18 protein-coding genes are annotated in these 21,952 nt (G+C 71.4%); 13 read left to right on the forward strand and 5 right to left on the reverse strand.

The window, feature by feature from the left end:
* The first annotated feature begins 88 nt into the window (after nucleotides 1-88).
* Nucleotides 89-2,917, forward strand: a complete 2,829-nt coding sequence (locus FF096_RS01380; RefSeq protein WP_155214502.1) for an adenylate/guanylate cyclase domain-containing protein — start codon at nucleotides 89-91, stop codon at nucleotides 2,915-2,917.
* Nucleotides 2,918-2,968: 51 nt separating this feature from the next.
* Here the strand turns inward: FF096_RS01380 and FF096_RS01385 are convergent, their stop codons facing one another.
* Nucleotides 2,969-3,505 (reverse strand): phospholipase, encoded by a 537-nt coding sequence (locus FF096_RS01385; RefSeq protein ID WP_309222455.1) that lies wholly within the window; start codon nucleotides 3,503-3,505, stop codon nucleotides 2,969-2,971.
* A 181-nt stretch (nucleotides 3,506-3,686) separates the two neighbouring features.
* Nucleotides 3,687-4,412: a methyltransferase domain-containing protein gene (locus tag FF096_RS01390; protein WP_155214504.1), complete on the reverse strand. Its 726-nt coding sequence runs from the start codon at nucleotides 4,410-4,412 to the stop codon at nucleotides 3,687-3,689.
* A gap of 149 nt (nucleotides 4,413-4,561) precedes the next feature.
* Here FF096_RS01390 and FF096_RS01395 point away from each other — a divergent pair, with 149 nt between their 5' ends.
* The 3 genes from FF096_RS01395 (at nucleotide 4,562) to FF096_RS01405 (ending at nucleotide 6,156) form a co-directional block, all read left to right on the forward strand.
* Nucleotides 4,562-5,314, forward strand: coding sequence for an ROK family protein (locus FF096_RS01395; RefSeq protein WP_309222456.1), 753 nt, complete (start codon nucleotides 4,562-4,564; stop codon nucleotides 5,312-5,314).
* Nucleotides 5,315-5,416: 102 nt separating this feature from the next.
* Nucleotides 5,417-5,785 carry a M48 family metallopeptidase gene (locus FF096_RS01400; RefSeq protein WP_155214505.1) on the forward strand — a complete coding sequence of 123 codons (369 nt, stop codon included), beginning with the start codon at nucleotides 5,417-5,419 and terminating at the stop codon, nucleotides 5,783-5,785.
* Nucleotides 5,786-5,901: 116 nt separating this feature from the next.
* Nucleotides 5,902-6,156 carry a Smr/MutS family protein gene (locus FF096_RS01405; RefSeq protein WP_013736060.1) on the forward strand — a complete coding sequence of 85 codons (255 nt, stop codon included), beginning with the start codon at nucleotides 5,902-5,904 and terminating at the stop codon, nucleotides 6,154-6,156.
* A gap of 13 nt (nucleotides 6,157-6,169) precedes the next feature.
* Here the strand turns inward: FF096_RS01405 and FF096_RS01410 are convergent, their stop codons facing one another.
* Entirely contained in the window at nucleotides 6,170-8,548 is a 2,379-nt protein-coding gene (locus tag FF096_RS01410) for a M28 family peptidase (RefSeq protein WP_309222457.1), read from the reverse strand.
* 219 nt (nucleotides 8,549-8,767) lie between these two features.
* Between FF096_RS01410 and FF096_RS01415 the strand changes: the two genes are divergently transcribed.
* The 7 genes from FF096_RS01415 to FF096_RS01445 all read left to right on the forward strand — a co-directional run bounded on the left by FF096_RS01415 (nucleotide 8,768) and on the right by FF096_RS01445 (nucleotide 17,604).
* Nucleotides 8,768-9,946: a fused response regulator/phosphatase gene (locus FF096_RS01415; protein ID WP_155214831.1), complete on the forward strand. Its 1,179-nt coding sequence runs from the start codon at nucleotides 8,768-8,770 to the stop codon at nucleotides 9,944-9,946.
* Entirely contained in the window at nucleotides 9,943-11,709 is a 1,767-nt protein-coding gene (locus tag FF096_RS01420; RefSeq protein ID WP_309222459.1) for an ATP-binding protein, read from the forward strand. Before FF096_RS01415 ends, FF096_RS01420 begins: the two co-directional genes overlap by 4 nt.
* Entirely contained in the window at nucleotides 11,706-12,158 is a 453-nt protein-coding gene (locus tag FF096_RS01425; protein ID WP_155214506.1) for a response regulator, read from the forward strand. The genes FF096_RS01420 and FF096_RS01425 overlap by 4 nt, the downstream gene beginning before the upstream one ends.
* Nucleotides 12,151-12,960 carry an inositol monophosphatase family protein gene (locus FF096_RS01430; RefSeq protein ID WP_309222460.1) on the forward strand — a complete coding sequence of 270 codons (810 nt, stop codon included), beginning with the start codon at nucleotides 12,151-12,153 and terminating at the stop codon, nucleotides 12,958-12,960. The genes FF096_RS01425 and FF096_RS01430 overlap by 8 nt, the downstream gene beginning before the upstream one ends.
* 250 nt (nucleotides 12,961-13,210) lie before the next feature.
* A complete protein-coding gene (locus tag FF096_RS01435) occupies nucleotides 13,211-14,215 on the forward strand; it encodes a hypothetical protein (protein WP_155214836.1) in 1,005 nt (334 codons plus the stop codon).
* A gap of 36 nt (nucleotides 14,216-14,251) precedes the next feature.
* The gene (locus tag FF096_RS01440; protein ID WP_155214507.1) at nucleotides 14,252-15,805 is read left to right on the forward strand and encodes a fused MFS/spermidine synthase; all 1,554 of its coding nucleotides are present in this window, start codon (nucleotides 14,252-14,254) and stop codon (nucleotides 15,803-15,805) included.
* Nucleotides 15,806-15,876: 71 nt separating this feature from the next.
* Nucleotides 15,877-17,604 (forward strand): serine/threonine-protein kinase, encoded by a 1,728-nt coding sequence (locus FF096_RS01445; protein ID WP_155214508.1) that lies wholly within the window; start codon nucleotides 15,877-15,879, stop codon nucleotides 17,602-17,604.
* 9 nt (nucleotides 17,605-17,613) lie between these two features.
* Here FF096_RS01445 and FF096_RS01450 read toward each other — a convergent pair whose 3' ends face one another.
* Both FF096_RS01450 and FF096_RS01455 read right to left on the reverse strand, forming a co-directional pair.
* Entirely contained in the window at nucleotides 17,614-18,285 is a 672-nt protein-coding gene (locus tag FF096_RS01450; RefSeq protein ID WP_155214509.1) for a TrkA family potassium uptake protein, read from the reverse strand.
* Nucleotides 18,275-19,609, reverse strand: coding sequence for a potassium transporter TrkG (locus tag FF096_RS01455; protein WP_309222461.1), 1,335 nt, complete (start codon nucleotides 19,607-19,609; stop codon nucleotides 18,275-18,277). Before FF096_RS01455 ends, FF096_RS01450 begins: the two co-directional genes overlap by 11 nt.
* Before the next feature lie 371 nt (nucleotides 19,610-19,980).
* On the opposite strand from FF096_RS01455, the gene FF096_RS01460 reads away from it, so the two are divergent.
* Nucleotides 19,981-21,186, forward strand: coding sequence for a substrate-binding domain-containing protein (locus tag FF096_RS01460; protein ID WP_155214510.1), 1,206 nt, complete (start codon nucleotides 19,981-19,983; stop codon nucleotides 21,184-21,186).
* A gap of 6 nt (nucleotides 21,187-21,192) precedes the next feature.
* Nucleotides 21,193-21,936: an ABC transporter ATP-binding protein gene (locus tag FF096_RS01465; protein WP_155214511.1), complete on the forward strand. Its 744-nt coding sequence runs from the start codon at nucleotides 21,193-21,195 to the stop codon at nucleotides 21,934-21,936.
* The last annotated feature ends 16 nt before the right edge of the window (nucleotides 21,937-21,952 follow it).

The raw sequence follows: 21,952 nt of genomic DNA on the forward strand, positions 1-21,952 counted from the left end.
GGTCGGAGTCTTGGCCAGCCGTTCTCACGATGCGTGATGATCTGATCTCGGGAAGTATGGTGCCGAGACCAGGGGGGAGGTTCCACGCATGCCGCCACGGATCCAACTCCCGACCGGCTGGGTGACGTTCGTCTTCACCGACATCGAAGGTTCCACCCGGTTGGCGCAGCTGCTCGGGCCCGGCTATCGACCGGTGCTGGCCGAGCACCGGCGGCTGCTGCGCCGGACGATCGCGGCGACCGAGGGCGCGGAACTGCTGACCGAGGGCGACTCGTTCTTCCTCGCCTTCGACGACGCCACGGCGGCGTTGACCGCGTGTCTGACGGCGCAGCGGGCCCTGGGCGAACACGAATGGCCGACGCCCGAGGCGGCCCCTCGGGTCCGGATGGGACTGCACACCGGCTGGGCGGAGCCACGCGACGGGGAGTACGCCAGCCCGGAGGTGCACCGGGCAGCCCGGGTCGCCGCCGCCGCGCACGGCGGGCAGATCCTCTGCTCGGCTGCCACCGCGCGGCGGGCCGACCCACTGCCGGCCGGAGCCTCCCTGCTCGACCTCGGGCTGCACCGGCTGCGGGGGTTCGACGACCGGGAGCGGCTCTTCCAACTCGTCGCGCCCGGCCTGGAGTTGCAGTTTCCGCGGCCGCGTACCGCCGACGCGGCGGCGCACAACCTGCCGATCCAGGTCACCACCTTCGTCGGCCGGCAGACCGAACGCGCCGAGCTGCGGCGACTCGTGTCTCGACACCGACTGGTCACCGTGCTGGGTGCGGGTGGCAGCGGCAAGACCCGGTTGGCCGTGGAACTCGCCACCGACCTGGTGGACGAGTACCCGGACGGGGTCTGGTTCGTCGACATCGCCGCGGTCACCGACCCCGGGCTGGTCGCGTTCGCGATCGCCGCCGTGCTCGGGCTGCGTCCGGAGCCGGGCCGCCCGATGGTCGACACGCTGGTGGAGTACGCCGCCTCCCGCCGGATGCTGATCGTGCTCGACACCTGCGACGCGCAGCCGGCGTCCTGCGCCGAGGCGGTGTCCCGGCTGCTGGCCGGCGGTGGCGGGGTGCGGTTGCTGGCGACGACCCGGGAACCGCTGGCGCTGCCGGGTGAGGTGGTGTGGCGGATCCCGCCGCTGTCCGTCGACCCGGCCCCTGACGGCACCGAGAGCGATGCGGTGGCCCTGCTGGTGGACCGTACGGCGGCGGCGCGGGGCGGGCGGCAGCCCGACCCGTCCGAGCTGGCCGACGTACGGCGGGTGGTGCGCCGACTCGATGGCCTGCCGCTCGCGATCGAGCTGGCCGCGGCCCGGCTGCGGGTGCTCTCGGTGGGGCAGCTCGCCGAGCGTCTCGACGACGTACTCGGCACGCTGGACGCCGGGCGGGTGGATTCGCTGACCCCACCGGCCGAGCGGGACAACGCCGGCAGCCAGCGGGACACCGTCGACCTGGCTGCGGCGGCGGCCGGGGCCGACCCCTCGATGTCGGCCACCCGGGCGATGGCGCGTTCGGCGGTCGAGCGGCACCTGACCATGCAGGCGACGGTGACGTGGTCCTACCGCACGCTCGGGCCGCGCGCCGCGCGGCTGCTGCGCTGGTTGGCGGTCTTCGCCGGCCCGGTCGACTTGCCGACGGTGGAGTGGCTGCTCGACGACGACCCGCTCGACCCGCTGTCGGTGCTGGTCGACAAGTCCATGGTGTTGGCGGAGCCGCACGCGGCCGGCTGCACGTACCGGATGCTCGACCCGATCCGGGCCTACGCGGCGCGCCGGCTCGCCGAGGCCGGCGAGGAGCAGGCCGCCCGGGACCGGCACGTGGCCTGGTCGGCGCACGCCCTGGAGCGGGCGCGTCTCGGGCCGGGCGGGCAGCCGGTGACGCTCTCGCTGTACGCGCTCGATCCCCTCGCCGGGGAGTTGCGCGCCGCGCTGCGTTGGTGCGCCACGGGTGGCAGCGCGCGGGCGGGCCTGCGGCTGGCCGGGGGGCTGGACCAGTGGTGGCGGGAGCGCGGACTGGCCCGGGAGGGACGCCTCTGGCTGTTCCGGTTATACGGACGGCTGGCCGAGACCGGTGAGGTGGTCCCGGAGGACGAGTTGGCGGCGGCCTACCACATGCATTCGCTGCACGCCGGGGGCGACGGCGAGTTCGGCGAGGAACTGCGGTACTCGCAGCGGGCCGAGGCGGCGGCCCGTCAGGCCGGTGACGCCGGCCTGCTGGCCCGGGTGCTCGCGGGTCGGGCCGCCCCACTTGTCGACATGGGACAGTTCGCCGAGGCGGAGCGGGTCTGCCGGGAGGTCATCGACTGGGCGCGGGATCAGGGCGTCGAGTCGGAGGCGTTGTTCGCCGTGTTCCGGCTGGCCGAGTTGCTGTGGCGGCGGGGCGCGCTGGACGAGGCGGCGGAACTGCTCGGTGCGGCCCGGCCGGTGGAGGCCGCCCGGCCGGTGGACCGGGGCCGACGCTCGGTGGACATGCTGCTCGGCATGGTCGCGCTGGCTCGGGGCGACCTGGTGGCCGCGCACGAACACCTGCTGGTGGCGCTGCGCTCGCGGATGAATCACGGCTTCCACGGGCGGGCCTGCGACACGTTGAACGCCGTCGCGGTGCGCTGTGCCCTCGGTGGCCACCCGTTGACCGCGGCTCGACTCTTCGGTGCCGCCCAGGCGACCCGGGCGGGCCTGCGGTCGACCCCCGGCATCTACGAGGCGTACTGGACGCAACGGCAGGTGGAGCTGCGGCGGGTGCTGGGTGACGCCGTCTTCGACGAGGCGTACGGCGAGGGTGCCGAACTGGGGCTGGACGAGGCGGTCGCGCTGGCGCTCGGTGTCGAGCATCCCGACCTGGCGGCCGATTCGGGACGGTTCGCGACCGGGGCGTCTCGTTCCGCCCCGCGCCAGACCAGCACCGCCGACCGCCGTACCGAGCACGCCTGAGACGCCGAAGACGCCCGGCCACGCTGCTGGCCGGGCGTCCCTCGGTGTTCGTCAGAGCGCGGCGCGACGCTCGGCGTCAGCCTTCATCCGAGCCGCCCGGTCGATGTCGGACTGCTGGACAGCGGCTACCGACCCGAAGATGGAGACCGCCTGGTAGTAGGTCCACGCCAGGCTCAGGCAGGCCGGTCGGACGACGGAGTTGTAGTTGGCGCACGAACGCTTCAGATCCTCGTAGAAGGCGCTGTCGAGACGCGACTTGTTCGCACTGAACTGGCCGACCGCCTTGTAGTTGCGGTAGCCGAAGTCGTGGCGGGCGCAGGAGATGTCGAACTTGAACCCGAGGGGGTTGTCCGGGCTGGACGAGCAGTAGTCGGTGGACCAGTCGAAGTTGTACTCCGCCCAGGGCGCCCGGTTCTGTCGGGCGGAGTACCAGGCGTTGTAGCTGCTGACGCTCGTCTGGGTCCAGCTGGACAGTACGGACAGCTTCTGCTGTGGCGTCACGGCCGCCGTGGCGGGGGAAGCCACGGCGAGGGCGGTGAGCAGCGCGAGTACGCCCGAGGCGAGGATGGTGGCGAAACGTCGATGCACGGTCAATACCTCCGCTGGGGGTGTGCGGTGGAGCACTGATTACCGGCGAGTTGCCGGGGTTCGATGATTTTCGATCAATGACCCGGCCCGCCGGTGTTACCCGCGAGAAATATTGGTGACCTGTGCTGAAACAGACGAATGCCCTGGACATCGACCGATGTCCAGGGCTCTGGCGAGGTCCTCAGTCGAAGAAGCGGGCCAGATGGCTGGTGGAGGGGCCCTCGTCGTCCGGTCCCAACGGCGTGAGGTCGGCGAAGATGGAGGCACCGTCGCTGCTGGCGTGCAGTGGATACCAGCGCGGAGTTCCCGGCGGTCGCATCAGGCAGACGCCCTTGATGGTCTGCACGTCCAACAGCCGTACGTGGGTCGGATCGGCCACCGCGTTCACATGACCCCACCAGGGGCTCATCACGTGCAGCACACCGCCGGGGCGCAGCACCCGGTGGCACTCGTCCAGCAGGGGCAGGAAGTCGATCAGATGCTCCAGGATGTGCACCGCGAACAGCACGTCGACGGAGTCGTCGGCCAGCGGCAGGGAGCCGGACAGGTCGGCGACCGCGTCCACCCCGGGCGCGGGGAAGATGTCGAGCCCGAGGTTGCCCGGCCACTGTTTGGTGGCACCGCAGCCCAGGTCGACCACCACCGGGTCGCGGCCACCCACCCGTACCCGGCACCAGACGCCGAAGACGCCGGCCAGCCGGCCGATCTGCTCGCGTACCAGTCGTAGTTGGGCCGGCTCGTCGACCTCGCCGGTCAGGTGGGCGACGCCCCGGTCGAAGCGGACGTCGACGCCGAGCGTACGCAGTCGCTCGTCGTGGCGGGCCTGCTCCGCCCACGCCTCGGTGAGGAACCCGTCCACCGCCCGCAGTCGCTCGGCGGAGGGCGGGGTGTGTGCCAACGCGACCATACCGGCCACCTCCGGCCCGCCCGTTACCCGGATAGTTGACCGGTATGCGCTGGTTGTCCGTGGAATTCTCGTCGACGCGGCAACCGCACGAACGGGCGAGCCATCCGTCGCCGAGCGGCCGACCACCGGGACGAGGCAGACTCACGTTCGTGTTGACCACTCTGGCGATCGACTGCGGGGGCGGCGGGATCAAAGCGTCGGTCCTCGACGGCGCGGGCACCATGCGGGCCCAGCCGATGCGGGTGCCGACGCCGTACCCCCTGCCGCCGAAACTGTTCGTCCAAACCCTGGTGGAACTAGGTGCACGACTCCCGGCGGCCGGTCGGGTGACGGTCGGGATACCCGGCATGATCCGGCACGGCGTGGTGGTGGCCACCCCGCACTACGTGACCCGGTCGGGCCCGCGCAGCCGCGTCGACCCCGCCTTGCTCGCCGAATGGTCCGGATTCGACGCGCGTAGTGCGCTCTCGGCCGCGTTCGACCTGCCGACACTGGTCCTCAACGACGCCGAGGTGCACGGTGCCGGGGTGGTCGCCGGCACCGGCTGCGAACTGGTGTTGACCCTCGGCACCGGGCTGGGCAGCGCCCTCTTCGACGGCGGGGTGCTCGCCCCGCACCTCGAACTGTCCCACGCGCCGGTGCGCTGGGGCACCACCTACGACACGTACGTCGGTGAACCGGAGCGCCGCCGGTTGGGTGACGCGTTCTGGTCCCGGCGGATCCGGCAGGTGGTGGAGGGCCTGCGGCCGGTCTTCCGCTGGGACCGGCTCTACCTGGGCGGCGGCAACTCGCGGCGGATCCGCCCCGAGCAGCTCACCCGGATGGGTGACGACGTCGTGGTGGTGCCCAACAGCGCCGGGATCGTCGGTGGTGTTCGCGCCTGGGACCTCGCCACCGTGTAGGAGGCGGTCCGGCAGGCGGAGAAGGGCGGTCGGGAACAGTCGCGGTATCGCCGGTGTTGTGCCAGCGTCGGAGCAGTGGTGCGACACGGAGGGGGTGGCGGCATGGATCTTCTGGCCGAGTACCGACGGGCGACCCTGTTCTTCGAGGCGGGTGACCCCGGCAGCGCGGCCCGGCTGCTCGAACCGATCATCGAAGCCGAGCCGGACAACGCCGCCGTGCGGCAGCTGCTGGCCCGGGCGTACTTCCAGTCGGCCCAGCTCAGCCGGGCCGAGCAGCAACTGCGGGAACTGGTCGACCGTAACCCCAGCGACCACTACGCCCACCACGTGCTGGGCCGGACGCTGGAGCGGCTCAACCGGTACACCGACGCGCTGCGCCACCTGCGCATCGCGGCGGCCATGCACTCGTCCAACGACGACTACACCTCGGCCCTGCGCCGGGTCGAGACCCGGGTCGCCAGCGGTCGCTGACCCGGACCCACGTCGAGAGGGGCAGCCCGGTCGGGCTGCCCCTCTCGACGTCCCGGCCCGGCGGGCGACCTGCCTACCATGGGCCGCATGACAGCCGACCGGACGGTGGACGTGGCATGAAGCTGAAGCTGGACCTGCACGACATCTTCAACAAGGGCCACGACATCGACCGCGCGCTGCGCGGGATCATGGACGAGGCGGTGGCCAAGAAGGCCACCCTCGTCGAGATCATCCCCGGTAAGGGTTCCGGTCAGCTCAAGAAGCGCGTGCTGCGTTTCCTCGACCAGAAGGACGTCAAGCAGCTCTACCACCGCGTCGAGAAGGACTCCAAGAACTTCGGTCGCCTCTTCGTCCACTTCCGCTGGAAGTAGTGCCGCAGACGGGTCAGAGCGGGTAGGTGCGGGCGACGGCGAGCATCTCGGAGGTGTGCGAGCCGACGACGCCGACGTCCGGTGGACGGGGGCGGAATCCGGGGACCGCGTCGAGACCGTCGCTGGCGTCCATCGCGCGCAGCGCCAACTGCGGCGTCTTCGGCTCGACGGTCAGGGTGATCTCGATTCCCTCCGGTGGCGGGGCGTGGAAGACGATCCCGAAGCCCCACCGGCCGGCACGTTCCTCCACCGGGACCGGCCGGTTCGCCACCTGGGCGGCGCGTACGGTCGCGGTGGACGTGTCGACGTGCAGGGTGACCAGGCGTACGGGGCGTTGCGGGGTGAGCCGCAGCGACACGGTACGCAGACCGGCGGCGGTGGTGTCGGCCACCACGTCGAGCCGGGGTGCGGGCAGGTCGGCGGGCTGCGCCGGGCCGCCGAGCAGCTCGCGCCCGCCGATCCCCGGGAACTCGTCGGTGATCTCGACGGGACCGTCCACGTACTCGTCGGTCCAAGGTTGTGGCCCGGTCTCGCGGCTGAGCCAACGGGCCTGGCCGGTGCCGGTGTCCACCGCGTACATCAGGTGGGTGGGCGCGGGGTGTGCGGCGTCGAAGCGGTCGACGGCGACGCCGACCCCGGCGAGGACCACCGCGGCCAGTGCGGCGGCCCCGGCCGGTAGGGCGCCGAGCCGGCGGGCGCGTACCGCCACCATGCCTCGCTGGCCGCCCGCCTGCGGGTGCAACAGGTCGATCACGGGGAGCGCGGCCAGCCCGAGCAGCACCGCGAAGAGGGCCGCGACGCCGCCCATCGCCATGCCCAACGCGGGGAAGAGCAGCACCACGGTGGGAAGCAGCATGATCACCGCGACCCCGGCCGCGACGGTCACCGCGATCACCGGTACCGGACCGTCGAGGCGGGTGGTCAGTGCCACCAGCCCACCGAGGGCCCCGGCCAGGGCGGGCAGCGTCGCCAGGTAGGCGCCGCCGGGTGCCAGCATCGCGAGCAGCAGGCCGAGCAACGCCAGCCAGCCGAGCCCGCCGATGGCCAGGGCGGCCGGACCGATCCGCCGTCGGCTCAGCGCGTACCAGGCGAACACGACGGCGGCGGCGAGCGCCAGCACGGCCAGTCGGTACCAGGTCGGCCGGTACGGGTCGAGCAGTTCGGCGTTGCCCGGCCGGACGGCGAGGATCGCCGCCCAGAGCAGCTGCGCGCCGACCGGCGCCACCACGATCGGCACCAGGGCCAGGCCGAAACCGGCGGCCAGTCCGCCGCCGGTGACCCGGCCTCGACGTCGGGCCAACCAGCCGAGTACGACCACGCCGATCAGCGCCAGCAGCGCCAACGGCAGCACCAACCAGCCGGGATAGCGGGCGAGGCCGCCGGGAACGGGGAAGTAGGTGGCGTCGTGACCGGCGCGTAGGTCGGCGAGGTCGATCCGCCCGAACTCCCGGGCGAGACCGAGGGCGTTGTCACCGTGGTGTTGGAGGCTGGCCCGGTCCATCGAGGCGGGGGTGTCCAGCGGTGTGTGGTAGGTCGCGCCCCCGTCGAGGTACGCCGAGTTGAGCCCGAGGAACCCCTCGTCGAGGAAGGCGGTGAAGTCGGTGTCGTTGGGCAGCGCCCGGTACACCTCCACGGCGAACGAGGTGCCCACCGGGTGCGGCGCGGCCCGACCGAAGACCTCGATCAGGCGGGCGTTCTCCGGCGATGTCTCAAACATGATCACCGGCCCGGTGCGCCCCCGTGCCTCCAGGTTGAGCACCACTCCCTTACCGGCGGCCAGCGGGTGCTCGGAGGCGAACGCCGAGGCACCGCAGAGACACGCCTCCTCGGCGTCGGTCAGGACGAGGACGACGTCGTTACGGGGTGCCGGACCTGCGGTCAGTGCGCGGGCCACCTCCAGGATGGTGGCGACCCCTGCGGCGTCGTCGTTGCCGCCCGGCCCGGTCTGCACCGCGTCGTAGTGCGCGACCAGGAACACGGTGCCGGTGGGGTCGGTGCCGGGTAGTCGGGCCACTACGTTGCGTACCCGGGCCAGAGTGGCGCCACCGGCCGCGCCGCTGAGCTGTCCGGCCTCCTCGGCGACGGTGTCCTGGACCTGCGTCTGCAGCCCGAGGCCACGCAGTACGCCTTCCAGATAGACCCGGACCTCGTCGTTGGCCGCGCTGCCCGCGACGTGCGGCCGTCCGGCGACCTGCGTCACATGCGGGTACGCGCGGGCCGCGCTGAACTCACCAGCCGGGGCGTCGGCCGGTCGGGGCGTCGGGGGACGCAGGTCGAGCAGGGCGCTCGTGCCGACGGCGACGAGCGCGACGAGTGCCGCCAGTGCGGCGAGGGCACGTCGACGTGGCCGGGCGAGAGCACGGTCGGCGGCGGGGCTGGGGGGTGCGCCCACTGGTGACTCCTTGCGGGGGGTTCGGGGGTGCCCGTCATCCTCACATGCCGCCCGAGGGCGCTCCGTCGTGTTGTGTGCGAACGTTGTCTAATACAGGATCAGCAGGGCACTCGGAAGGAGCCCGACATCACCAGCGATCTTCCGCCAATCGCGGCAGCGACCCGGGGGACCGGCCCGGCCGGCCCCTCCGTCGTGTCGTGGCCGTACCCGCAGGGAGGGCTGGGGAGCAACCCGAACCTGCCCCCCGGAGAGCGGCTGCGCGTGCTGCTGGTCGAGGACGACGAGGGTGATGCCTTCCTGGTCGGCGAGTTGCTGACCGAGACGAACTCCGGCATCGACCTGGTGGTGGCGACGAGCCTGCGTGAGGCCCGGCGGCGGATCGCGGACGTCGACTGCGTGCTGCTCGATCTGGGTCTGCCCGACGCGCAGGGGCTGGACGGGCTGCGGCAGGTGCTGGAGATGTCCGGCAGCGCTGCCGTCTGTGTGCTCACCGGGCGCACCGACGAGCACCTGGGCATCGTGGCGGTCGCCGAGGGAGCGCAGGACTACCTGGTCAAGGGCCAGGTCGACGGGGTGCTGCTAACCCGGGCGCTGCGCTACGCGGTGGAGCGTAAGCGGGCCGACGAGAATGCCCGCCGGTTGCGCGAGGTGGAACTGCGCCAGGCCGAGTCGGCCCGGTTGGAGCGCGGTCTGCTGCCGCAGCCGTTGATGTCGACCGACGAGATCGCGGTACACACCTTCTACCGGCCCGGTCGGCACGCCGCCCTGATCGGCGGGGACTTCTACGACGTGGTGCAGACCCGTCCCGACCGGGTGGATCTGATCGTCGGTGATGTCTGTGGGCACGGCGTCGACGAGGCGGCCCTCGGCGTCGAACTGCGGGTCGCCTGGCGGGCGCTGATCCTTGCCGGGGTGCCGGACGACGAGGTGCTCCCCGCGCTCGAACAGGTGCTGATGAGCGAGCGCCGGCTTCAGGAGATCTTCGCGACCGTGGCGACGGCGCGGCTGGACCTCAACGCCAACCAGGCGACGGTGCGGTTGGCCGGCCATCCGCCGCCGGTGCTGCTCGCCGGTGGGCGGGTTACGCCGGTGCCGGCGCCGGGCGGTCTGCTACTCGGTGTCCGGCCACGCCGGCCCGTCGCCTTCGACCTGAAGTTCGACACCGAGGACTGGTCACTGCTGATGTACACCGATGGTCTGATCGAGGGTCGGGTGGGTGCGGGCGACGAACGTCTCGACGTGCCGGGCCTGACCCGGCTGCTCAGCGAGCCGGCCGGCCGGGCGGTTCCGCTGCCGGATCTGCCGGCGTGGCTGGTCGGCCGGGCCGAGCAGCTCAACGACGGGCCGTTCGCCGACGACGTGGCGATGCTGCTGGTCACCCGGGGTGGTGGCCGGTGACGTCCACGAGCGCCGGCTGGAGTTTGCGTGGCCGGCTGGCGATGCTGGTCGCGGTCGTCGCGTTGCTGTTGATCGGGGTGGCCGGCGCGGAGGCGGTGGTCGCCACCCGGAACCGGGCACACATCGACGCGGTGCTCAACACGACCGGCCCGCTGCGCGCCCAGTCCCAGGAACTGCTCGCGGTCCTGATCGACCAGGAGACCGCGATCCGGGGGTACGCGTTGACCGGCGATCGGGACGATCTGGTCCCGTTCGACACCGGTCGGCAGCGGGAGCAGGAACTGGTCACGTCGATGAACCGGTTGCTGGCCACCTACCCGCAGCTGTACGACGAGCTCGAAGCGGTGCGGGAGCGGGCCGAGCAGTGGCGGCAGTCGGTCGCCCTGCCGGTCATCCAGGCGATCGAGGTCAGCGGCACCACCGCCGGTCGACAGCTGCTCACCGACCAGTCCCGACAGCAGTTCGATCAGATCCGGGTCGCCGTGGAGGTGCTCCAGGAGGGGATCCTCGACGTCCGCGAGGAGACCGCGACGGACGTCCGCGAGACCAGCAACCTGCTGGTGCTGCTGCTGGTCGTCGCGGCGCTGGTGGTGCTGGTCGCCGGGGTGGTGCTGCTCACCTCGCTGGAGCGGATGGTGATCCGCCCGTTGACCGGGCTGGCCGGGCAGATCCGGCAGGTCGCCACCGGCGACTACGGGCACCGGATCACCGGCGCCGGTCCGCGCGAGTTCCGGCGGCTCGGCAAGGACGTGGACGCCATGCGGCAGAAGATCGCCGCAGACCTGGCCGAGGTGCGTGAGGCGCGGGAGCGGATCGAGTGGGTCAACACCCAGTTGCAGAAGCAGGCCGAGGAGCTGACCCGCTCCAACCGTGACCTGGAGCAGTTCGCCTACGTCGCCTCGCACGACCTGCAGGAGCCGCTGCGTAAGGTGGCGAGCTTCTGCCAGCTGCTCCAGCGGCGCTACGCCGGGCAGCTCGACGAGCGGGCCGACCAGTACATCGCCTTCGCGGTGGACGGTGCGCAGCGGATGCAGCGGCTGATCAACGACCTGTTGGCGTTCTCCCGGATCGGTCGGCTCACCGCGGGTTTCACCGATGTCGACCTGAACCGCCTGATGGAGGAGGTGGCGGCGCAGACCGAGCCGGCCCGGCAGTACGCCGACGCCGAGCTGACCTGGGATGACCTGCCGGTGATCCGCGGCGAGGAGCCCCTGCTGACCAACCTCCTGGTCAACCTGGTCAGCAACTCGGTGAAGTTCCGTCGGGCGGATGTCGCGCCGAAGGTGCACGTCTCGGCCCGCCTGGTGGGCGAAGATTGGGAGATCACCTGCCAGGACAACGGCATCGGGATCGAGCCGGAGTTCGCCGACAAAATCTTCGTCATCTTCCAGCGGCTGCACGCCAAGGACGCCTATCCGGGCACCGGGATCGGGTTGGCGATCGTGAAGAAGATCGTGGAGTACCACGGTGGTCGGGTCTGGGTGGACACGGACGTGCCCGAGGGGACGGCGATCCGTTTCACGCTGCCCGCGCTGCCTGCCGACGTGCAGGCCGCGACCGACACGGGTACCGCCGAGGTGGACCGGCCCGATTCGGTGGAAGGCGGGACGGACCCGGCGTCGGACCGGCCCGATGACGGGGGCGGGGCGGATGACGGTAGCGTCGGCGCCGAGGCCGGCGGCGGAATGGAGCGCCCTTCGGCCGTCGCTGGCCTGTCACAGTCCGGCGGTGGGACAGGCCACATGAAGGAGGCGGTGGGATGACCGCGCCGGCGGACGGCAACAGCCCGATCGAGGTGCTACTGGTCGAGGACGATCCGGGCGACGTGCTGATGACCCAGGAGGCGTTCGAGGAGCACAAGCTGCGTAACCGGCTCAACGTCGTCTCCGACGGTGCCGAGGCGCTGGCCTACCTGCGCCGTGAGGGCAGGTATGCGGACGCCGAGCTGCCGGATCTGATCCTGCTCGACCTGAACCTGCCTCGCCGCGACGGCCGGGAGGTGCTGGAGGAGATCAAGCGGGATCCGGAGTTGTGCCGGATCCCGGTGGTGGTGCTGACCACCTCCCAGACCGACGAGGACATCCTGCGCAGCTACCAGCTGCACGCGAACGCGTACGTGACGAAGCCGGTCGACTTCGAGCAGTTCATCTCGGTGGTCCGGCAGATCGACGAGTTCTTCGTCAGCGTGGTGAAGCTGCCGCCGCGTGGCTGACACCCTGCTCGACGACGTCGCCGGACTGCTGCGGGACACCGCCGACCGCGTCGTACTGCCGTTGTTCCGCCATCTCGATGACGCCGACGTGATCGAGAAGGCTCCTGGTGAGCTGGTCACGATCGCTGACCGGCGGGCCGAGGAAATGATCAGCGCCGGGTTGCTCCGGCTGCGTCCCGGGTCGGTGGTGGTCGGTGAGGAGGCCGTGGCCGACGATCCCGACCTGCTGCGTCACCTGCGCGCCTCCGGGGACGTGTGGCTGGTCGACCCGGTCGACGGCACCGGCAACTTCGCGGCCGGGCGTCGCCCGTTCGCGTTGATGGTCTCCCTGCTCACCGACGGCGAGCCGGTGGCGGCCTGGGTCTTCGACCCGCTGGCCGACGCGCTGGCGACCGCCCGCAGCGGTGAGGGCACGTACCTGGACGGTCAGCAGTTGCACCTGCCCGAGAAGGCCCCGCCGATGGGCGAGTTGCGGGGTGCCGCGATGACGCGGTACCTGCCGGGTCCGTCCCGGCGCAGGGTGGAGGCGGGCGGTGCGCGGCTCGGCGAGCTGCTGCCGGGGCAGCACTGCGCCGGCCGCGAGTATCTCGATGTGCTCACCGGCCGTCAGCAGTTCGTGTTGTTCGGGCGGACCCTGCCCTGGGACCACGGGCCGGGCACGTTGCTGGTGCGGGCCGCCGGTGGCGTGGCACGTCGGCTGGATGGTACGGACTACCACCCGGCCAACTCGGAACACGGCCTGCTGGTCGCCGTGAACGACGAGGTGTGGAACACGGTCCACGCCGCCCTGCTGCCCTCCTGACACCTCCCGGCCGAGCGGCGGCAACGCGACGGGTCGCCGCGAGTGGTGCGCAGGGTGAGGGGATCGTCGCGGAGGGTCGACGAGAGTCGGGAGGTGGCGATCGGTACAGTGGCCGACCGGGCTGGTTCCGGTATTCTGACCGGCGGCCTTCCGCCAGCAGGCCGCCGATCGGCGCCGGCGAGGGTCGCCGCCGTGCAGTGAGTTCTCGGGGGTCGGCGGCCGACGAAAGGATGCTTTCGTGCGCAGGTCCATGCCCGTCATGCGGCGCGCCCACCGGCCGCTGATCGCCTTGCTCGCCGCCGTGGCACTGCTGCTCGGCGTGGGCGTCGTGCCGGCGTACGCCGAGCCTAACGAGGGCGGCAGCAAGAAGCTGCGAGACGCCTTGGAGGCCACCGCCAAGGCGCACATCGAGGCGAAGCGCAAGCTGGACGGCTCCAAGAAGCGGCAGAAGCAGTTGGCCAAGGAGCTGTCTGAGATGGAAGGCCGGCTGGAGGAGCTGACCGCGCTGGTCGGCGAGGTGGCCGCGCAGTCCTACCGGGTCGGCCGGCTCAGCCCGGCCGCCGCGCTGCTGGACAGCGCGACCCCGGAGGCGTTCGTGCAGCGGGCCGCCAACCTCGACATGATGGCCCAGCGCGACGGCCGCCGGGTCCGGGAGCTGACCGAGGCGCGGGAGCAGGCCCGGCAGGCCAAGCTCGCGATCAACGCCGAGGTACGCGAGCAGACCAAGCAGCTGGCGGTGATGGCGAAGAAGAAGCGGGAGGCCGAGGCGGCGCTGGCGGCGGTCAGCTCGGGTACCAGCGGTGGGTTCAGCGGCGGCAGTTCGACGTCGGCGAAACCGGCACCTCGCAACTCCGACGGATCGTGGCCCAGCGAGTCGTGCTCGGTGAACGACCCGACCACCTCGGGCTGCATCACGCCACGCACCCTGCACGCGTTGCAGCAGACCCAGGCCGCCGGCTACAAGCGGCACGTCTCCTGTTACCGCAGCGGTGGCTCCGGCGAGCACCCCAAGGGGCGGGCCTGCGACTTCTCCGCCGCCCCGAACGGCTTCGAGAACCGCTCGGCGACCGGTGGCGACAAGTCGTACGGCGACAGCCTGGCCGCCTGGCACGTCCGCAACGCCGACCGGCTCGGTGTGCTCTACGTGATCTGGTATCGCCAGATCTGGCACCCCGGCACCGGCTGGCGGGCGTACAGCGGGAGCGGCAGCCCGGCCGCCGACCACACGAACCATGTTCATCTTTCGATGCATTGACGTACGCGCGGCGAATCGCTGCGTACCATCGCCACGATGAACTCTCCATCGCCTGACGTGGCGGCCCGGTCCACGCCCTCCCTGGTGGAGGCGCCCCGGGCGCTGCCCAACGGGCTCGCCGCGTTCCTGGTCTTCTACTCCAGCGGTGCCGTCCTGGTGCTGGAGACCGCCGCGCTGCGCCTGGTCGGGCCGTACGTCGGGGTGACCCTCCAGGTGACCAGCTCGGTCATCGGCATCGCGCTGGCGGCGATCGCGTACGGGGCGTGGGCGGGCGGCTGGCTGGCCGATCGGCGCAACCCGCGTACGCTGCTGGCCCCGGCGTTGGTGCTCTCCGGCATCGCCACCGCGATCACCCTGCCGGCGGTGCGGTACGCCGGTGAGGTGTTGCGCGGCGGTGCGGCCAGCGCGGTGCTGCTGCTGGTCGCGGTGGCCGTGTTCGCGCCCGCGATGCTGCTCTCCTCGGTCAGCCCGCTGGTGATCAAGCTCCAGCTCGCCGACCTGCGCCGCACCGGCCAGGTCGTCGGCCGGCTCTCCAGCATCGGCACGCTCGGCGCGGTCACGGCCACCCTGGTCACCGGCTTCGTGCTGGTGGCCGCGCTGCCCAGCACCGTCATCCTGTTCGGGCTGGCCGCCTCCCTCGGCGTCGTCGGTATCGCGTTGGGTGTGTACCTGCACCGGCAGGACCGGGCCGCCCTCCCCGGGCCGGCCCGGGTCAAGGCCGCCCTGGCGGTGCTCGGTCTGGCCGGGGCCGGGCTGACCATGGTCGCCCCGAACCCCTGCGACGTGGAGACGGCGTACCACTGCGCCCGCGTCGAGACCGACCCGGGCCGGGCCAGCGGACGGACCCTGCTGCTCAACTCGGCCCAGCACTCGTACGTGGACCTGGCCGACCCGACCCACCTGGAGTACGCGTACACCCGGTGGATCGGCGCGGTGGCCGACGTGCTCGCCCCGCCGGGTCAGCGGCTCGACGCGCTGCACCTGGGCGGCGGCGGGTTCACCGTGCCGCGTTACCTGACCGCCACCCGGCCCGGCACCGACAACCTGGTGTTCGAGATCGACGGCGGGCTGGTCGAGTTGGGGGAGCGGCGACTCGGCGTACGCCAGGGGCCGGACCTGCGGGCGGTGGTGGGTGACGCCCGGTTGCTCGTCGCCGCCGAGGCGACCGACAGTCGGGACTTCGTGGTGGGCGACGCGTTCGGGCACCTGGTGGTGCCCTGGCACCTCGCCACCCGGGAGATGGCCGCGGAGATCCGGCGGGTGACCCGGCCGGGCGGGGTCTACGTCCAGAACGTCATCGACTACCCCCCGCTGCGGTTCATCCGCAGCGAGATGGCCACCGTCGCCGCCGAGTTCGCCCATGTCGCGCTGATCGCACCGCCCGAGGCGCTGGCCGGTGAGCGGGGCGCCAACTTCCTCGTCGTGGCCTCCGACGCGCCGTTGCCGCTGGCTGCGGTGCGTGCCCGCCTCGACGACGCCAACGAACCGGTCAGCCTGCTCAGTGGCGGCGACCTGACGGACTTCGTCGGTGACGCGCTGGTGCTGACCGACGACTACGCCCCGGTGGACCAACTGCTCGCCACCGCCTGATCGGGTGACATCGGTGACCGAATCAGACCAGAAAGGTGTAGGCGGCCTCACGTCGGGCAACAACGCCGACCATGGGTGGTGGGGTTAGCGGCGGAGCGGATCTGCTCGGCGAGCGGTACCGGCTGATCGAGCAGCTCGGCGCGGGCGGCATGTCCGTGGTCTGGCGGGGCTACGACGAGGTGCTCGGCCGGCAGGTGGCGGTCAAGGTCCTCGCGTCCCGACTGGCCAGCGACCGGGCGTTCCGGCACCGGATCCGGATCGAGGCCCAGGCCGCCGCCCGGTTGTGCCATCCCAACATCACCAACGTGTACGACTACGGCGAGTCCGAGCGGGACGGCGTGACCGTGCCGTACGTGGTGATGGAGCTGATCGACGGTGTTCCGCTGACCGCGCGGTTGGCCCGCGACGGACGCCTGCCGTGGCGGGAGGCGGTGTCGGTGGCGGCCGAGGTCACCTCCGCGCTGGCCACCGCGCACGCCCGGGGTGTGGTGCACCGTGACGTCACCCCCGGCAACGTGATGCTCACCGCGACCGGGGTGAAGGTCGTCGATTTCGGCATCTCCGCCCTGATCGGCGAGAGTGAGAAGGGGCCCGACGGCACGCTGCTCGGCACACCGGCGTACCTCGCCCCGGAACGACTCGACAACGGGCAGGTCAGTCCGGCCACCGATGGCTACGCGGTCGGGCTGCTGTTGTACCGGATGCTCACCGGTCGGCTGCCCTGGCAGGCCGACACCACCACGCAGATGTTGCGCGCGCACATGTACCGGGAGCCGGATCCGATGCCCGACGTGCCGGGGCTGCCCGGCAACGTCGTCGATCTCGTTCACCGGTGTCTGGCGAAGCTGCCGGCGGATCGACCGGCCACCGCCGAGCTGGCCCGGACCCTCGCCGAGGCGGCCGGGAAGGTGCCGACCGTGCCGGTGGCGGGCGGTACCGGGGACACCGGTCCGGAGTCGTTGGCCGACGCCGGCACCACGATCCTGCCCTGGTCCGCGGCGACCGACGCGCTGCCGCTGGCCGGGCTGCGTACTCGTCGCGGGTTGAGCCGCCGACGCCGGATCGAGGCGGTGGCGGCTGCCGCCGGGCTGATGGTCATCACGGCGGCGGTCTGGGGTGTCACCTCGCACAGCCCCGCCAGCGGCGGGATCGACCAGCCGACCCAGGCGCGTATCGGCGGGGAGCGTGGGGTCCCCTGCCAGGTCACGTACGCGCTGCGCAAGGACTCCGGCAAGGACTTCACCGCGGAGCTGAGCCTGACCAACACCGGTGACCGTGAACTGCGTGACTGGACGATGAGCTTCGCCTTCCCGGGCGAGCAGCAGGTGACCGCGGCGACACCGATGCCGGTACGGCAGCAGGGTCGGGCGGTGGCGGTGCAGCCCGCTCCGCAGCGGCCCGTGCTGGCCCCCGGCGCCACCGAGAAGCTGAACCTGACCGGGCGCTACTCCGGGACGAACCCGCTGCCGGTGGAGTTCCGGGTCGGCACGGCGGTGTGCGGGGTACAGGTCTCCGGGGTGGCGGGCAGCGCGCCGATCACCAAACCGGCACCCACCAAGTCGGCCAAGACGGTGAAGGCGACGGCCGGTAAGGCGGGCTCTGTCGGCTCCGGCGACGCCAAGCCCGGCGGGAAGCCCAAGCCGGAGAAGGCCAAGCCCAAGCCGGAGAAGGCCAAGCCCAAGCCGGACAAGCCCAAGCCTGAACCCAAACCCAAGGACCCCAAGGCGGAGGACGGCAAGGCGAAGGGCGGGGCGAAGCCGCAGCCGGGCAAGAAGCCCGGCAAGGGTGCCGGCAGCTGAGCCGGCCGGTCAGGACAGCGCGGCGAAACGCTGGAGCTGTTCGATGGTGCCCTCCACGATGAGGATCATGTCCTCGTCGAGTTCAAGGTCGTCCGCGATGTACCGGTAGCGGTGTTCGCCGGGGCGCCGGATCCCGATCACCCGCACCCCGTAGCGGTCCAGCAGCCGCATCTCGTTGGTGCGGTGACCCCGCAGCGGTGGCGGTACGCGGATCCGCGCCACCGCGAAGGCCTCACCGAACTCCACCGAGTCCAGCATCCGGCTCACGATCAGGTGGGCGAGCCCCTCACCGGTCTCCGCCTCCGGGAAGACCACGTGGTGCGCGCCGACCGAGGAGAGGATCTTCGCGTGCTGGGCCGACGTCGCCCGGGCCCAGATCTGCGGTACGCCCAACTCCGCCAGGGCGAGCACGGTGAGCACGCTGGCCTCGACCGATGCACCGATGGCCACCACCGCCCGGCCGAGGTCGCCCAGGCCGAGCTGACGCAGCGCCTGCTCGTCGGTGGAGTCGGCCTGGGCCACCTGATCGAGCAGTGACGACCACTTCTGCACCAGATGAGCGTCGCGGTCGACGGCCAACACCTCGTGACCGAGGGCGGAGAGGGATTCGGCCAGGTGGCTGCCGAACCGGCCGAGCCCGATCACGGCGATGCCACCGTCGTCTGGATTCCTAGCCAACAATGGGTTGCTCCTCTGGATAGCGGTAGAGCCGGTGTCGGGTGTTCAGGGCGATCGCCGAGCCGAAGGTGAGCGGCCCGATCCGGCCGACGTACATGAGCACGGTCAGCAACAGTTGGCCGCCGTCCGACAGGGAGGACAGGACGCCCACCGAGAGCCCGGTGGTGCTGAACGCCGAGGTGACCTCGAACAGCGCCGCGTAGAACGGAAGCTTGTCGGTCATCACGATCATCGCGGTGGTCCCGGCGGCGACGATCGCGAGGCTGAGCAGCGCGACGGCGACGGCATGTCGCTGGCTGGCGGTGGCGATCCGGCGGTGCCCGACCGTGACGTCGGGCTCGCCGCGTACCTCCGCCCAGATGACGAAGGCGAGCAGGAAGAAGGTGGAGACCTTGATCCCACCGGCGGTGCTGGCGCTGCCACCACCGATGAACATCAGCCAGATCAGCAGCAGGTAGCTCTCCTCGCGGAGCAGGTCGGTCGACACCACCTCGAAGCCGCCGGTGCGGGCCAACGCGATCTGGGCGAACGTGGCGAGCACCTTGCCGGGAACGTCGTACCGACCGACGGTCTGCGGGTTGTCCCACTCGGCGGCCAGGAGCGCGGCCACGCCGACAACCATCAGGGCGGCGCTGCCCCAGATGGTCAACTTGGTGGCGACTCCCCAGCGGCCCGGTCGCCGCCACTCGCGGGCCGCCTCGAACAGGGCCGGAAACCCGAGCCCGCCGATGATGCCGCCGACGGACATCGGCAGGCAGATCCAGGAGTCACGGGCGAAGGTCAGCAGCCCGTCGGGGTAGAGCGAGAAACCGGAGTTGTTGAACGCCTGGATGGAGTGGAACGCGCCGTGCCAGAGGGCCTGCCAGAACGGTTCGTCGTAGGCCAGCCAGAGCCGACCGGTGACGATTACCGTCATCGCCAGCTCGCAGGCGAAGACCGTGGCGGCGATGCGCAGCAGCAGCCGGCGTACGTCACCGGGGCCGTACTCCGCGGTCTCGGCCTGCACCAGCATCCGGTTGTGCAGGCCGAGCCGTCGGGACACGGTGAGGATCACCAGCGCGGCACCGGTCAGGATGCCGAGCCCGCCCAACTGGGTGAGCACGGTGATGAGCACCAGCCCGGAGGCGGACCAGTAGTTCGGGGTATCGGTGACGGTCAGGCCGGTGACCGAGATGGCCGAGGCGGCGGTGAACAGGGCGGTCATGAACGGGGGACGCTGGTGCTCGACGGTCATCGGGCGCAGCATCAACAGGCCGGTGCCGATCAGGATCGCCACCAGGAAGACCAGCGGCACCAGCCGCACCGGGTGACGTAGAAGCCGACGCACCAGACAATCTTCTGATTCCGCCCGCACATCCGGGCCGGAACCGGGATCCCCCACCAGCCTCGCTCCGGCTCCGGGCGGCGGCTGGCCGGGACGCCCGATCCACCTCGCCGAAGCCGAGCCGCCGGGCGGACAGGCGCTCCCGATGCGGGGCCGGAGCGTGGGGGGAGGCGACACATGGCGGGCCGAAGTCGTGGGAGCCGGGCCCATCGCCACGCCGGACCACCACCACTGAGCGGGCGAGGTTTGTGACAGCTGGCCACACCAACCCGGTTACTTGTGTGTTTCCGCCACATGGCCCGTGGGTGACGTCACTTCTAGCGTGAGCCGACACATAAGGTTTTCCTTCCTCTGAGTCCTCACGTGGAGTCGCAATGACGGTCCGGACGACACGGCGGGTGGTTCTCTCCGCCGCCACGATGATGGCCGCGGCGATCGCCGCCACGGCCTGTGGCAGCCCCCAGGACACCGCAAGCGGCGGCGGCGACAGTGCCGCGCCGGTGAAGGTTGGTCTGGTCTACTCCCAGTCGGGAGCGTTGGCCAGTTACGGAAAGCAGTACATCGAGGGGTTCAGGGCCGGCCTGGACTTCGCCACCAACGGCACCAACAAGGTGGGCGATCGGGCGATCGAGATCACCGAGGTGGACGACGCGGGTGATCCGGCGAAGGCGGTCTCCGCGGCCAAGGACCTGATCGGCAAGGGCAACAAGATCATCGCCGGTTCGACGGCCTCCGGGGTGGCGCTTCAGGTCGCCCCGATCGCCGCACAGAACAAGGTGCTGTTCATCTCGGGTCCGGCCGCCACCGACGCGGTGACCGGCGCGAACAAGTACACGTTCCGGTCCGGTCGGCAGTCGTACCAGGACGTGCTGACCGCGAAGTCGTTCATCGGCGACCCGGCTGGCAAGAAGGTCGTGGTGTTCGCCCAGGACGGCGCCTTCGGCGACGCCAACGAGGCTGCGGTCAAGGAGGTGATCGGCGGGGCCGGCGCGAGCGTCAGCTCTGTCCGGGCACCGGCCAGCGCCACCGAGTTCACCCCGTTCGCCAGCCAGATCAAGTCCGCCAAGCCGGACCTGCTCTTCGTCGCCTGGGCCGGCACCACCGCTCCGGCGATGTGGCAGACCCTGGACCAGCAGGGCGTGCTCACCTCCACCACGGTCGTCACCGGTCTGGACATCCGTGCCTCGTGGCCCACCTTCGGCGCCGCCGGTACCAAGATCTCCTTCCTGTCGCACTACTTCGACGGCGCGAGCGACACCGAGGCGGCCAAGGCCGCGAAGGCGAAGGTCCCCGGCGGCACGCTCGACCTGTTCCACCCCGACGGGTTCGCCGCCGCGCAGATGGTGGTCCGCGCTGCGGCCGAGGGTGGCGACGACGTGGAGCAGATGGTCACCGCGCTGGAGGGCTGGAGCTTCGAGAGCGTGAAGGGCACCATGACCATCCGCGCCGAGGACCACGCGCTGCTCCAGCCGATGTACCAGGCGGGTCTGACCGGCAGCGGCGACGCCTTCACCGCGACCGCCCAGAAGGCGCTCGCCGGTGACGAGACCGCACCCCCGGTCCAGGCGATGAAGGGCTGACCGGAGATGCTCGCCACCCGCGGTCTGACCTGGCGGATCGGTGAGGTCTCCATCGTCGACTCCGTCTACCTGGACCTGGCGCCCGGGGAGTTCCTCGGCGTGATCGGTCCCAACGGTGCCGGCAAGACCTCGCTGTTCAACCTGATCACCGGCCTGCGCCGGGCCACCGAAGGTCGAGTCAACCTGGACGGGCAGGACATCTCCGACCTGCCGCCGTACCGACGGGCCCGGCTGGGCCTGGGGCGTACCTTCCAGGCGTCCTCGGTCTTCGGCTCGCTGAGCGTGCAGGAGAACGTCCGGCTCGCCGTGCAGGCACACCGCGGGGGTTCGCTCAAGCTGTGGCGGCGGGCGGCGGCCGACCGGGAGGTCGCCGCCGCCGCCGACGCGGCGCTCGACCGGGTCGGCCTGGCCCACCGGGGTACGGCGTTGGCCGGCACCCTCGCCCACGGCGAGAAACGGAAGCTGGAGATCGCGCTGCTGCTGGCCGGTGAGCCACGGGTGATGCTGCTCGACGAGCCGATGGCCGGGGTCAGCGCCGAGGACGTGCCGGAACTGGTCCAGGTGATCCGGTCACTGACCGGCGACAGCGGCCGTGCGGTGCTGATGGTCGAGCACCACATGGACGTGATCCTCGAACTGGCCGACCGGATCGCCGTGATGCACCACGGCGCGCTGCTGGCCTGCGACACACCGGAGACGGTGATGGCCAACCCGACCGTGCAAGAGGCGTACCTGGGGGAGTCCCTGTGAGTGAGCGAACCATCAG

The organism is Micromonospora sp. CP22, assembly GCF_009712475.1.
In the GTDB taxonomy this organism is placed as follows: Bacteria; Actinomycetota; Actinomycetes; order Mycobacteriales; family Micromonosporaceae; genus Micromonospora.